Source organism: Myxococcus llanfairpwllgwyngyllgogerychwyrndrobwllllantysiliogogogochensis (genome assembly GCF_006636215.1).
Taxonomy (GTDB): domain Bacteria; phylum Myxococcota; class Myxococcia; order Myxococcales; family Myxococcaceae; genus Myxococcus; species Myxococcus llanfairpwllgwyngyllgogerychwyrndrobwllllantysiliogogogochensis.
Genome location: NZ_VIFM01000310.1, coordinates 1 through 12,623, shown reverse-complemented (window position 1 = coordinate 12,623; position 12,623 = coordinate 1). Strand labels below are relative to the sequence as shown.

Here is a 12,623-nt window from a genome sequence, read left to right as displayed (position 1 = left end):
TGGCGCGAGTGATTGCCTCTTGGTTGCCGCGCTGCCCCACCTGCCACCGCACCAACCCCCACCGCGACTCACGTCTCCTGCTCGGCCTCCCCGTCCACCCATCGGGCCCCTGACGCAGTAGTGCTAGCTGCGGCGCGGCCCTACGCGAGGCCCGCGCCACGGCGCGGCGGACTACTGGATGGTGACGAGCCCGCTGATGTGGTCCATCGCGCAGGCGTAGCGCAGCGTGCCCGACTCGCTGGGGGTAAACTCCACGGTCACTGGCGTGTCCAGGGGGAGCGGCTGGTTGATGCCCAGGTCGGCCACGACGATCTCCGTGGCGCATGTCTTGTCCGTCTTGCGGGTGACCACGAGGCGGACTGGCTGGCCGGCCTTCACCTTCACGTTCGCGGGCTCGAAGCCCTTGGAGGTCACCGTGAGAGCCACGGTCTGGAGGCCGTTCTTGGCGGCAGGGGCCGAGGTGGGCTTCTGCGTAGGCGCTGCGGCCTTGGCCGTGCCTCCGTGTGCGGAATGCTCGCCGTGCTTGGCGTGCTCGCTCTGCTTGGCGTGCTCCTCACACGCGACCGCAGGGGCCGCGGCGAACAGGGGGAGGGCAGCAAGGACTCCCATCAGGCTCTTCTTCATCGGTTGGTTGCTCCGGAGTGAGGATGCCTTCGGGGACGTCCGGCATCCTGTGGGTACGGCTCGCTAGAGCACAACGCGTGCCGGCAGCTGAACGCGCCCGTTCAGGCGGAGTTGTCTTGGCGAGGCCCCTGTCCGGAGTGCCCAGACGGGTTTCGCTGTAACCGGCTCGGTCACAGGTGGAACGTGAAGCGGCCTCGTTGCACGGAGCCGTGAGGTTGTGAACCCCATGGACTACTGGGGCATCGACATGGGTCCTCTTCCTGGATGCTATCGCGGCATGTCCCCAAGGTCCCCCATGCGCCGAACCCTCGTTGTGCTGGCGAGCATCCTGTCCTTCGCGGCCTGCGTCTCCGAGCCGAAGAGGCCACCCGCCGCGATGGATCCATCGAATCCGGATGCCCCCGAGGCTCCACCTGCTGCCCAGCCGACCGCATTCGCGGCCCCCACTCCGGAAGTGCCCGCGCCCGCCAAGGCGCCAGAAGGCGCGGGGCACACCCAGCACGGGGCATCCTCTCCGGACTCCGCCCCGGATGCGGGAGCCACCGTCTACACGTGTCCGATGCACCATGAGGTGCGGTCCAGCAAGCCGGGCACCTGCCCGAAGTGCGGCATGAAGCTGGTGCCGGAGAAGCCCTCGGGCGCGGAGGCCACCGATGCGGGGCAGCCAGGCTCAGCGCCTGCGGGCCATGAGCATGGACACGGAGGGCATCCGTGAGGCTGGCCGTACTCGCTGGCGCGGCGCTGATGGCGGGGGGCTGCGCGTCCATCCAGAAGGAGCGTGGCCACGCGGAGGTGGCGGCCCTCGTCGAGGAGCGGCTGGGCCGGAAGACGCGCTGGAACCAGGGCACCCCGGAGGATGCCGAGGTCGCCCGCCATCTCGATGCGCTCCTGAAGGAAGACCTCACCTCGGACCATGCGGTGGAGGTGGCCCTGCTCAACAATCCGGCGCTCCAGGGCACCTACGAGGAACTGGGTGTCTCGCAGGCCGACATGGTGCAGGCCGGGCTGCTCTCCAACCCGACGTTGGACGGGAGCTTCGGTTTTCCCATCTCCGGAGTTGGCTCCAAAGAGTACGAGGTCTCGCTGGTGCAGGACTTCGTGAACCTCTTCACGCTTCCCCTGCGCAAGCGCGTCGCCCGGGAACAGTTCATGGCCGACACGTTGCGCGTGGCGCATGAAGCGCTGGCCACCGCGGCCGAGGTGCGGAAGGCTTACAGTGAGGTGCAGGCACTCAAGCAGCTCGTGGAACTGCGACGCATGGCGCTCCAGGCGGCTGAAGCGGCGGCGGACCTCGCTGTGCGGCTGCGCTCCGCAGGTAACATCACCGAACTGGACCTTGCCAGTGAGCAGGCTGCTGCCGAGGAAGCCCGGCTCGAGCTGTCGGAGGGTGAGGTCGCGTGGGTGGAGGCCCGGGAGCACCTTAACCGCCTCATGGGACTGTGGGGCCCACGCACGCAGTGGACCGTGTCCGAGAAGCTCCCGCCGCTGCCCGAGCAGGAAGCCCCACTGGAACACCTGGAGTCGCTTGCCATCCGCCAGCGGCTGGACATCGACGCAGCCCGGAAGCAGGCCGCGCTGCTCTGGAACGCGCTGGAGTTAGCGCGGAGTACGCGCTTTTTCGGCCGGGTGGAAGTGGGCGTCCACACGCACCAGGACGCGGACGGCCCGAGGCTTTTCGGCCCAACCTTGTCCCTGGAGTTGCCCATCTTCGACCAGCGCCAAGCCCTCATTGCCCGCCTGGAGGCCCAGCACCGCCAGGGCGAGCGGCGGCTCACGGAGCTGTCCGTCAACACCCGCTCGGAGGTCCGCGCCGCCTGCGCCCGGCTGCTGGCGCTCCGCGGGGTGGCGGACCGCTACCGGCGGGTGGTCCTGCCGCTGCGCGAGAAGGTCGTCGAGCAGTCGCAACTCCAGTACAACGCCATGCAGATTGGCCTCTTCCAGTTGCTCTCCGCCAAGCGCGAGCAGGTGGAGGCGTACCGAGGCTACATCGAGGCCGTCCGCGACTACTGGATGGCGCGGGCCGAACTCGAGCGGCTCGTAGGCGGCCGGCTTCGGGAGGGTCGTGCGACATCGACGCCATCGCCCACGCAGCCGGTGCAGCCCGCCCCACCAGCGCAGCCCGGGCCGCCCATCCAGCCCGCGCAACCCTCGCAGCCAGCACAGCCTGGGACGCACACCGGGCATGGACAGGACACCGCCAACGGCACGGAGACTCCCCATGAGAACCCGCACGATTGAGACCGAGCACGCACCGGGCCGCGAGGATGACGCTCCTCGGACTCCGGAGCGCAGGGGCCCCCCTGGAAACCTTCCCGAGACTGGAGCCGAGGGAACGCTGACGCGGCGGAGCATGCTGGCCACGGCCGGCGTCACGCTCACGGGAGGCGCGCTGCTGCTGAGCGGCTCTGCGGCTCGCGCTCAGTCAGACGTCCCAAGGGCCCAGGGGCCCCGCGAGGGCTCCGCCGCAGACATCGGCCAGCGCCATACGCGGCAGGACTGGCTGCGCCCCGGAATGCCCAACCGGGACTACCGACCCGTGGTGGTGCCCAATGGCTCCAAGCTGCCATGGAGGGTCGTGGACAGCGTGAAGGTCTTCCACTTGGTGGCCGAGGAGGTGGAGCACGAGTTTGCTCCGGGACTGAAAGCCTTTTGCTGGGGCTACAACGGCCGGGTCCACGGACCCACCATCGAAGCGGTGGAGGGTGACCGAGTGCGCATCTACGTCACGAACCGGCTACCAGCGGCCACCACCATCCATTGGCACGGCATCCTGCTTCCAAGCGGCATGGACGGCGTGGGGGGCCTCAGCCAGAAGTCCATCCCCCCGGGTGAGACGTTCCGGTACGAATTCACCCTGCGCCAAGCGAGTACGAACATGTACCACTCGCATCATGACGAGATGACGCAGATTGGCCTCGGCCTGACGGGGATGTTCATTATCCATCCTCGCCAGCCTGCGGGGCCCCGCGTCGACCGGGACTTCGCAATCCTGTTGCATGAATGGCGCATCGACGTCGGCACGGGGCGGCCCAATCCGAACGAGATGACGGACTTCAACGTGCTCACCATGAACGCGAAGGCGTTTCCAGGCACGGAGCCGCTCGTGGTGCGCCAGGGCGAGCGGGTGCGCATCCGGTTGGGCAACCTGAGCCCGCAGAACCACCATCCCATCCACCTTCACGGCCACCACTTCCGAATCACTGAAACGGACGCCGGACGCGTCCCCGAGTCTGCGCGGCAGCCGGAGGGGACGGTGCTTGTCCCCGTGGGCAGCACACGTGTCATCGAGTTCGTGGCGGACGCGCCCGGTGACTGGGCCCTGCACTGCCACATGACCCACCACATGATGAACCAGATGGGCCATGAGTTCCCCAACATGATTGGCGTAAATCCGGGGACTCTGGACGCGAAGGTACGCTCGCTGCTGCCGGGCTACATGACGATGGGACAGACGGGCATGGCGGAGATGGCCGAAATGGGGATGCCCGTTCCACCCAACTCCATTCCCATGCTGGGGGCCCGGGGCAAGCACGACTACATAACCGCAGGTGGTATGTTCACCGTGCTCAAGGTTCGCGAAAGGTTGGAGAGCTACGCGGACCCGGGCTGGTACGACAACCCGCCCGGTACACTGGCGATTGCGGCCGGCACGGACGAGCTTCGCCGGGACGGAATCGACGTGAATGCACCGGCACCGGTCGAGCCCGGCTCATCCTCGTAACGCCATTGACACCGGCTTGCGGGACACGTCGGTCTATAACGTGTCCCTCTCCGTGGCGTAGAATTTGACTCTTTACCCCGAGACTCCTGCACCGAGGCCTTGCGAGTGCCAACGAGTGGCCCTTTGGGGCAGGAATGTTGTCGCCCCCGTGGACGCGCCAAGCCGACAATGCTCTCCACGCGCCTCGCTGGACCATGATGATACAGGTCCTCGCGTAGCCTTGACGCTATCGAGGCGCAGCAATCGAGGTTGGTCGCTCCGCCCGCCAAATATAGGGTCCCTCCGCCGTGGATCTTCCCTGGAGCAGTGCGCTTCAAGGGTTCATTTCTTGAGCGGGACGCTCCCCCAATCAGTGGAAACAGGCGTCGCGGTAACCCGTGGGTGGCAAGGAGAATGTTGGGAAGGTCGAGTGGACTAAACCCGTTGGGTTGCATTTATGGGTGCAAGGGGAACTTCTCGTTGAAGGAACTTGCCGTCTTGGGGCGGGGTAGCTGTGCTGCGGCTCCCCATGTCCGACTTCCGCGAGGCCGTTGAATCGATTTCGGAAGCCCAATGCTCCGAGCACCCAGGCTTCTCCGTTGCCGGTGCCTGTACCCGTTGCGGCACCTTCGTCTGTGCCTTCTGTGCCTTGTCCTGGGCGGGCCGGTGCTTCGGGTGCCTTCACGCCGCTCCTGAGTTGGCGACGCGCAGGGCCCGGCTCGCGGCAAGCCTCGTCGATGGTTCCGCGCTCCTCTTGCCGTCCCTGCTCCTGGGCGTCCTTCGGTGTCTGGCCATTCCGGACGAGGCGGCGATGAAGGCTCCGGTCGTCTACGCCCCGGCGCTCCTCGTGTTGTTCGTGCAGGCGAGCCTGATTCGAGGGACGGGGGCGAGTCTCGGCAAGAGGCTCCTGGGAATCCGCGTCGTCCGAAGAGATGGCCGTCCAGCGGAGGTGTGGAGGATCGCCCTGCTGAGGAACGCGCTCCCGATTGCGCTCTGCGGCTACTGCGGGTGGTTCGGCCTCGTGGACGCGCTCTTCTGCGTTGGAGAGGACCGGCGGTGTCTTCACGACTGGATGGCCGGCACCCGCGTCGTGAAGGCCCCTCGCGCACAGCGCTCCTTCGCTGCGCGGCTCGTGACTGGCTGAAGCGCTGGGTTCGGAGTCCCTTCACCGCGAAGGGAGAATGAGAGGCGATGACATGGAGGGAGAGGTGAGGTCCGGGCGCCCCCGCTGGCTGGCTGGGCTCGTGTGCGCGGTGGTGGCGCTGTCGCTGGGGTGTGCCCGGCAGGCGTGGAGGCGGGACGACGTCATGACGTGGGAGGGCTGCTGCAAGGGGGCCGACGCGTGCCTTGCGCTCCTGCAGGAAGTCCACGGCCCAGACAGTGGGGAGCGATGGCTGCCGCCGGAGCAGCAGTGTGCTGCGTGGAAGCTGGGGCGAGAGGGGGAGGACGTCGTCCCCCGGCTGATTCCGCTTCTTCGCCATGGGGAGCGTCGGGTCCGCGGAGGTGCAGCACTCGCGCTGGCGTCGATGGAAGAGAAGGCCAGGCAGGCTGTGCCTGCGCTCCTCGAAGCCTATGAACGCGAGCCCGGTGGAATGGCTCTGCACGCGCTCTCCTCACTCGATGACGCGCGAGCAGCTCCAGCCATGGTGCGACACCTCATGGAGTCGCCCACGTCGACACTGGAGCACCTCGGGCCGAGATTGGTTCCGGTGCTGCTGGACGTGCTGGAGAACCCGGAATCGAACTGGGAGGCGCTGGTGCGGGTGCGCTACGTGCTCGCCCGGAGCGCCTCCATGCTCACTGAGAATTTCGTCCCGCGCCTACGGACGCTCCTTGCGCGAGAGCTGGCGGAGCCCACTCTCCGGCGCCCGCCAGGGATGTCCTGCCCGGCAGCTCCAGCGCCAAGTTGCGAGGCCATCTTCGACGGGTGTACCCCGCGAGCGGCCTACGTGGCGTCGGTGTTGGCGGCCTACGAGCGCCAGGGGGCGAAGGCCGAGCCCGAGGTACTCCAGGGGCTACAACGGGCGGACGTGCGCCTCACGCCCGTGGCGCTGCAGGCGCTGGTGGCCTTCAACAGCCCTGCTGCGGTGCCCGAGGTCCTCCAGCAGCTCGCCGTGCTTGAATGCCGCGCCCGGGCCCTCGCGAGCCTCGCGTCCCTGGGGCCGGTGGCGCGGCCAGTCGCGACGGGGCCGCTGCTGCGCCTGCTGGCCACGGGGGAGGAGGGGTGGGAGCGCGCGCGGGCGGCGGAGACTCTTGGACGCGTGGGAGACCCAGTCGCTCTCAATGCGTTGCGCCAGGCGGTGTATGCGCCGCACAGCGAAGTTCAGGCCGCTGCTGTCCGGGCGCTGGGCAGCTCCACCTTCCGGGCCCATAGGGAAGAGTTGGAGCCGCTGTTCCATCAGGTGCTGACGACGCATGCCTCTCCTGTGGCGCGGAGCCACGCGAGGTGGGCCCTGCAGGCTCTCTCCGGTGATGAGGTGCAGCCGGCGTCGCCTTCTGAGCCCCCCAGTGTGCTTCCAGGGCGCGGCCCGGATTGGCAGATGTGCCAGAGCCCCACGTCCATCCATTTGCACTGGGACAAGCCGAAGGCGCCGTCACGAGAGGGGCCATGCGCGCACGTACCTGGAGCGGACTTCGCGTCCGTCCTCGAAGCCATGGGGGAGGCCTGCCTCGTCGGCCGGGACTCCGGGGAGTTTGGCGGCACGCTGGAAGTGCACGAGGCAGGGCGGGTGACGGTGCTGGAGGAGCCACATGCCAACCCCCTGCTGGCCGTGCGGGTGCACGGCACCCTCGTGGTGGTGGAGGGACTCGCGCACCTGTTTGGTGGAGACGGGCGTCTGGTGCGTGTCGAAGCGTCCGAGGGACGGTGGCGCGCCACGCCTTGGGTGGAACTCCCAGGCGCGCCGCTGGCACACGCGCTGGATGAGGCGGGGAACCTCGTGGTGGGGACGACGAATCAGAGACTCGACGAAGTCTTCTGCGACCGGGCTGGTGTGTCCGCGCCCGCCCACGTGCTGCGCGTCACGATGGACGGGCGCCTGACCCCCGTCGAACCGGACGGGCGGCCCTGACGTCACCGCGCAGGAAGGGCGCCCCTCCTGGGGCAGGAGGGGGCCTGGCGCGGACGGGGCCGCTTCAGGCGCGCCGCTTCCCCGAGCGGAACTCGCTGGCCCAGCGCTGGACGGTGGCCTTGGCGCGCTCCTGCTCCGAACTCGCGTTGGGTTGCCCGGCTGGCGTGGGCGCCCCAGGGCCGGCGGCGCCGTCCGCCCCCGTTGCCCCCTTCTTGCGCACCCACATGCGAGGGGCAGGGGTGACGGCGGGAGCCGGCGTAGCAGGCGCGGCGTCAGCCCTGGGCCTGCGCCCGCGCGGCAGGATGACTTCGGGGATGCTGTGGGGCGCGGCGTCCTCTACCCATGCGGCGTGCAGGCGCCCCGTGGCCAACATGAGGCGCCGCTTCTGGTAGTGCGCCCCGCAGTAGCCCTGGCTGCGGTGGGGGCGCTTGCAGCCGATGACGGCGCATGCCCTGGCTGTAGGCGTGGGAGGCGGGAGCGGAGGCCGGTGCTGTTGTTGCGCGGGAGGCGGGAGCGGGGTCCGGCGCTGCTGTTGCGTAGGGGGAGGACGCCTCGCGTCGGGGCCTGGGCGCTGGCTCGGCACTTCCTGCTGGGGCTCCGGGGCGAGGCGCCTCGCCACCCCGGCCAGTCTCGCGACAAGGCTGGCGAGTGGGCGCGCCAACTCCTCATCAAGGGCGGAGCGGAAGGCCGACTCAAGAGAGCCCGTGGACTTCGGAGCGGACGAGCGGAGCGGCTCCCTCGTGGAAGAGGATGTGCCGTGAGCCTTCGAAGCAGGAGTGCGTGGGATTTTGGGCATGTGTGGCTTTGCTCGCATTGCTGTGTATTCGGGGCGAATGCGCGTTGGGACGGCGGGTAATGATTACCATCCTCTGGGCATGTGTCGTAGTCGAGCAGTGCTTGAGTGGAGGAAGGGAGCGCCCGCCTCTGGTGACAATACGAAGCGACCTCACGGAAATGGTTGTTGGCATGCGTCGCCCGGCGAACTGGCACGTCGCGTGCTGTGGGGAGTGCGGATGACGATGAGCGAGCGGGAGGCCCTCGCAGAAGCACTGCGGCGGGTGGAGGTGGCGTTGCAGCGAGCGTACGCGACAATGGACGGGAGTGCCGAATCACGGACGCGGATGGCCAGGGCGAAGGCGGAGTACCGAACGGCAGAGGCCGCGGCGCTGCACGCGCTGGGCGCCGAGGATGCGTTGAGGCTCTGGTGGAGGCGAATGACTCAGCGTGCGCTCACGCCCCGGAGCAGGAAGCACTGCGGGAGTGGGTTACTCGCGGGGCGAGAGAGTTGCCCCTCCGCAGTGGCGAGCACCACGCATGAGGGGCGCGACTCCTGGACGTGCGTGAAACATCAGGTGAAACAGGGCGCTTCGGCAGGCGGACGGGCCCGGGCCGCATGGGCATACCCTGAGAGGCATGCCATACCGGCCCGGCTCACCCTCGCGTCGCCAGGCCCTCGCGCAGCATTTCATCCACGAGTGACGCGGCCTTCTCCTCGGCGGTTGCGCCCTGCACGCGCAGCGCGACGGACTCGAAACGCTGGGTATTGGCAACCACCCAGTCGATGTACTCGGGAATGGAGAGGCGCTCCACGCCGAAGGCGATGTCCTGCATTCCCTTCACGATTTGGACGGCCGTGCCCTGGAAGACACGTCCGTCGCGCATGACGATTACCATGGTTTCCTCTCCTTCAGGTGTCGACGCCAGCAACCGGACTCGATGATGGGGCGGCCAGCCAACCGCCCCTTGGGAAACAGGTATGCCTCGACGCGGCCCGCACCGTCGAGGGCAATGGACGTGCGCTGGTAGAAGCGAGGGTGGCCCTCGAGCCTGTCGAGCGCCGCCAGCATGAGCGCGTCGACTTCGTAGACCTCTCCCTCGACAGCGTGCTTGCCCCTGGAGGCGAGGGCAGGGAAGGGCCCGTAGTCGTAGAGGGTAAAGCGGGGAAGTGTCCGCGCTAGTCCGACGAGGCGTGCGCCGCACAAGAGTCTGTGGTTGGGTTCGCCGGACAGCAGCGTTCCGTAGACGAAGACGCGCGTCGACTTTGAGGCGCGCTTCATGCCGCACTGCCCAGGGCGCCCGCGAGCGCGGCGCGGTTGAAGCCCAGTCGCCCGTAGGCGTGCCAGAGGACGCGGAAGTAGCGGCCAGCGGGCGGCCAGGTCTCGAAGCCAGTCTCGGGCTGGAGGTACACCAGCGCGCGGCGGCGCAGGCCTGCCCTGTCACTCACCAGTCGGGTGGCGCGCCGGTATGCGACGGGGTGCCCCTCGAAGATGTCGAGGGCGCGCAGGTCCTCGGGCGTGAGGCGGTACAGCAACCCCTCGACGTGAGCGCCGCGCACGCGCTGGACGCTGGCGACCGCGCCGCCCCAGCGGCGGCTGTAGCCGCCAAACACCAGGGTGTGGTCGGGAAGGGTGGCGCGGGCTTCGACAGTAGCGCCGGGGCAACGTGTGCGCATTTGGGCCCTGTCGAGGTTGGAGCCGTAGGCGAAGTAGAGCATGGGGTTTCTCGCGTTGAGGGCGGGCGCGCGGCCCGCCGTTGACATTGGCCAGCCAGGGCCCCGAAGGGCCCCGGCGTTGAGTCCGCTTCAGGCGGCCAGGGCCTCGTTCGTGCCGCCCTGGGCGCTGCCGCTGCCGCCCTGCGCGCCTTCGCTGCCGGGCGTGCCTTCCCCACCCGGCCCGCGCCCGTCGCGACGCTGGCCCTTCCAGGCGGCGCTGCCTTCCAGGTGCTTGAGAAGGTGCAGGCGCGCCGTTTTGAACTCCTCTCCAATCAGGCCCAGGTGGAGCAAGAACACCCGGAAGTCGTACTTGGCGGTGGCGGGGTTGAAGTCGCGGCGCTTGCTGGAGGCGGCCTTCGAGGCCAGGGCGCGGGCGGCGAGGGCCAACACCAGTTGGACGTAGGCCTTCACCTCGCCCGCGTGCACCGAGCCGTTGAAGTATCGGAATTCAATCGTGCCCCGGAAGAAGAGGCTATTGAGGTTGAGGCCGTGGTAGCGGCTGGAGTCGTAGCGCTGCGGGGCGAGGTTGCGGCGCCCGTACCAAGCCTCATTCACGTCCTGGAGGGTGCGCGGGCGCCGGGCCTCCAGCCGCTGGAGGAAGGCCCCGTCGATGGGCTTGCAGAAGCGGTTCAGCCGCGCGGCGCTCACCCCGAGGGCGGTCTCCAGGAGGCGCTCCTGCTTGTGCACCATTTTGACGAGGTTGGTGACGCCCTTGGCGTCGAAGCGGCTGCCATCGACGTGGATGTGGATGCCGGTGGAAGCGTCGGCGCGGGCGCCGGCCTCGCGAGCGGCGCGCACCACCTGCTGTAAGGCTTCCAGGTCCTGGTAGGTGAGGATGGGGGAGACGATTTCGCCGCTGTACTCGCCCCCACTCAGCGAGCCGTCCGGCACCACCTTCCAGGCGCGGCCCTGGGAGTCCGTCACCTGCCAGCCCCGGTAGTCGCCGGAAACGTGCCCGCCCACCGCGCCCTGAATCGCGTGGGCCAGCTTCTGGCGGCTGGCGCCAACCGTCTCAATCTCAATTCCAAACCGGAGCGTCTTCATGGAGTTTTCCTCTCGCGTTCGCGCGGGCTGTGGCGCCCGTCGCGAAACACATACACGCTCTTGTGTGTGAATGAAGCAAGTCCACTTCGACGGCCGGAAGGGCGGATTTGGGCGTCTGGAGTATTCGCGAGAATACGCGGGGTTTCTCGTCCGCTCTCGACGGGTGGCGCGTGTTTCAGGCGCTTGGGTTGCGGCTGGTGGGGGAATTTCAGTGTGTGTGATTGACTGGGTGGGGATGGACGGGGAAACCTGCGCGGTGCTGCGGCGCGGACTCCCGCTGACCTCTCCGCTCAGCCCAGCAGGGTGTTGAGGAGCATCATCCCGCGCATGGCCTCGGCATGGTCCCCCTCGGCCAGCTCCAGGTAGATGCGGCCATGGTTCGGCTCCGAGAGGCGCTCGCTCTGCACGATCCACCGCTCGCTGGCGGGGGTGCTCAGCTCCAGGCTGGCGGCGAAGGCGTGGAGCAACGCGCTCATCTGCCGGTGGGTTGCGCTGGGCGGAAGGAAGATGTCCAGTTGGGGCTGGGCCGTGCCGTACCGGCTTTTGCCGAGGTCGAGGCTCAGCTTGGCGTTGCTGAAGTCAATCACCTTCATCGGGATAACGTGAAAAGGGATGGCCGTCGCGCTCATGGTCGGTATTCCTGTGGGATTGTGCGGTGCTTTTGTGCCCGTCGCGAGGGGCATACACGCTCTTGTGGGCGGGCGTATCAAGTCCTCTCTGCTGTCTTTGGGGTGTATGTTCTGGGGCGTTGGCGTTTGGCTGGGGCGCTGTTCCCGATGGAGCGTGTGTCTGGTGGTGAGGCTGGGCGTGCGCGCTTGGGGCCTATTTCGGCCGCTTCGAGTGGCTTGCCGGACGTGCCTGTCGCAGCCCGGCAAGGCCCTCGAATGGCGAGGGGCTGCGGCTAGGTTGCCTCCTTGGCGGTCGGCGTGGGCTTCGTGTCCTCCCGCTCGGCTCGAATCTTCATGAGCTTGTCGATGATCTTGGCCTTCTTGGTTTCCCCCAAGTAGGGGAAGCTGTTTCCGGTGTCGATGACGTAGCGGCGCAGTTTCTTGACGGTCATCGTTTCCAATTCTTCGCGTGTCTTCATGTTGTTCCCGTGGGGACTGCGTTGAAGGAGGGGCCGGTCGAAGGTCTCGGGCGGTGTTTCACTTCACGGCGATGTTGGCGCCCGCCTCGCGTGTGGACGGCGGGGCGGAGCGCGTCCGGGTTGGGAGGGCCTCTCAGCCTATTAGCTGTCCTGCTGGGGCGAGTGGATGCGGGCCTCACTCCTCCTCTTTCGGGGCGAAGCGCGCGGCGGCTTCGGTGGCGCCCATGGCCGTGAGTTCTCGGTGGACCGCGCGCATGAAGAAACGAGTCCGGCTCGGGATGCCCGCGTCGCGCCAGGCCTTGTCCAGGGCCGCCAAGTCCTCCGCGTCGAAGGAGAGGGGGATGACGCGCTTGCCGTCCTCGCGCACCTTCACCTCGCGCTCGGGACGGGGACCCACCGGCACGCGTCCGGCCTCCGCCTCCCGAATCTTCCACTTGAGGTAGGGGATGTCGCTGCTGCCCGTCGGGCGCCCCACGACTTCGCGGTACTTCGCCTGCAACGCTTCCAGCGACATGCCGGCGAAGCGCCCGCGCTGGTTGGCAGACTGCGTGCCCTCGACCGACGTGGGGGGCTGTGCGGCAGGCGCCGGAGGCGCGCTGGGGGTGG

14 protein-coding genes are annotated in these 12,623 nt (G+C 68.2%); 5 read left to right on the top strand and 9 right to left on the bottom strand.

Features of this window, described 5'->3' with window-relative positions:
* Nucleotides 1-171: 171 nt before the first annotated feature.
* Nucleotides 172-624 carry a cupredoxin domain-containing protein gene (locus FJV41_RS42910; protein WP_141648412.1) on the bottom strand — a complete coding sequence of 151 codons (453 nt, stop codon included), beginning with the start codon at nucleotides 622-624 and terminating at the stop codon, nucleotides 172-174.
* A gap of 295 nt (nucleotides 625-919) precedes the next feature.
* Between FJV41_RS42910 and FJV41_RS54805 the strand changes: the two genes are divergently transcribed.
* The 5 genes from FJV41_RS54805 (at nucleotide 920) to FJV41_RS42885 (ending at nucleotide 7,395) form a co-directional block, all read left to right on the top strand.
* Nucleotides 920-1,339, top strand: coding sequence for a heavy metal-binding domain-containing protein (locus tag FJV41_RS54805; RefSeq protein ID WP_141648411.1), 420 nt, complete (start codon nucleotides 920-922; stop codon nucleotides 1,337-1,339).
* The gene (locus FJV41_RS42900; RefSeq protein ID WP_141648410.1) at nucleotides 1,336-2,862 is read left to right on the top strand and encodes a TolC family protein; all 1,527 of its coding nucleotides are present in this window, start codon (nucleotides 1,336-1,338) and stop codon (nucleotides 2,860-2,862) included. Before FJV41_RS54805 ends, FJV41_RS42900 begins: the two co-directional genes overlap by 4 nt.
* On the top strand, nucleotides 2,843-4,345 hold the full coding sequence (locus FJV41_RS42895) for a multicopper oxidase domain-containing protein (protein WP_438616784.1): 1,503 nt from the start codon (nucleotides 2,843-2,845) through the stop codon (nucleotides 4,343-4,345). Before FJV41_RS42900 ends, FJV41_RS42895 begins: the two co-directional genes overlap by 20 nt.
* A 508-nt stretch (nucleotides 4,346-4,853) precedes the next feature.
* On the top strand, nucleotides 4,854-5,468 hold the full coding sequence (locus tag FJV41_RS54800; RefSeq protein ID WP_141648409.1) for an RDD family protein: 615 nt from the start codon (nucleotides 4,854-4,856) through the stop codon (nucleotides 5,466-5,468).
* 52 nt (nucleotides 5,469-5,520) lie between these two features.
* Nucleotides 5,521-7,395, top strand: coding sequence for a HEAT repeat domain-containing protein (locus FJV41_RS42885; protein ID WP_141648415.1), 1,875 nt, complete (start codon nucleotides 5,521-5,523; stop codon nucleotides 7,393-7,395).
* 64 nt (nucleotides 7,396-7,459) lie between these two features.
* Here FJV41_RS42885 and FJV41_RS42880 read toward each other — a convergent pair whose 3' ends face one another.
* From FJV41_RS42880 to FJV41_RS42845, 8 genes are all read right to left on the bottom strand, one after another.
* Nucleotides 7,460-7,768: a cell wall protein gene (locus tag FJV41_RS42880; RefSeq protein ID WP_223738432.1), complete on the bottom strand. Its 309-nt coding sequence runs from the start codon at nucleotides 7,766-7,768 to the stop codon at nucleotides 7,460-7,462.
* 1,058 nt (nucleotides 7,769-8,826) lie between these two features.
* Complete coding sequence (locus tag FJV41_RS42875; RefSeq protein ID WP_141648413.1) at nucleotides 8,827-9,057, bottom strand: hypothetical protein; 231 nt, start codon at nucleotides 9,055-9,057, stop codon at nucleotides 8,827-8,829.
* A gap of 5 nt (nucleotides 9,058-9,062) precedes the next feature.
* Nucleotides 9,063-9,452 (bottom strand): gamma-glutamylcyclotransferase family protein, encoded by a 390-nt coding sequence (locus FJV41_RS42870; protein WP_141648408.1) that lies wholly within the window; start codon nucleotides 9,450-9,452, stop codon nucleotides 9,063-9,065.
* On the bottom strand, nucleotides 9,449-9,889 hold the full coding sequence (locus FJV41_RS42865) for a gamma-glutamylcyclotransferase family protein (RefSeq protein WP_141648407.1): 441 nt from the start codon (nucleotides 9,887-9,889) through the stop codon (nucleotides 9,449-9,451). Before FJV41_RS42865 ends, FJV41_RS42870 begins: the two co-directional genes overlap by 4 nt.
* 87 nt (nucleotides 9,890-9,976) lie before the next feature.
* Entirely contained in the window at nucleotides 9,977-10,930 is a 954-nt protein-coding gene (locus tag FJV41_RS42860) for an amidoligase family protein (protein WP_141648406.1), read from the bottom strand.
* A 290-nt stretch (nucleotides 10,931-11,220) separates the two neighbouring features.
* Nucleotides 11,221-11,559, bottom strand: a complete 339-nt coding sequence (locus tag FJV41_RS42855) for a hypothetical protein (protein WP_141648405.1) — start codon at nucleotides 11,557-11,559, stop codon at nucleotides 11,221-11,223.
* Nucleotides 11,560-11,831: 272 nt separating this feature from the next.
* Entirely contained in the window at nucleotides 11,832-11,990 is a 159-nt protein-coding gene (locus FJV41_RS42850; protein WP_246137775.1) for a hypothetical protein, read from the bottom strand.
* A gap of 202 nt (nucleotides 11,991-12,192) precedes the next feature.
* The coding region (locus FJV41_RS42845) for a DUF2924 domain-containing protein (RefSeq protein WP_141648403.1) at nucleotides 12,193-12,623 on the bottom strand (431 nt) is incomplete at its 5' end.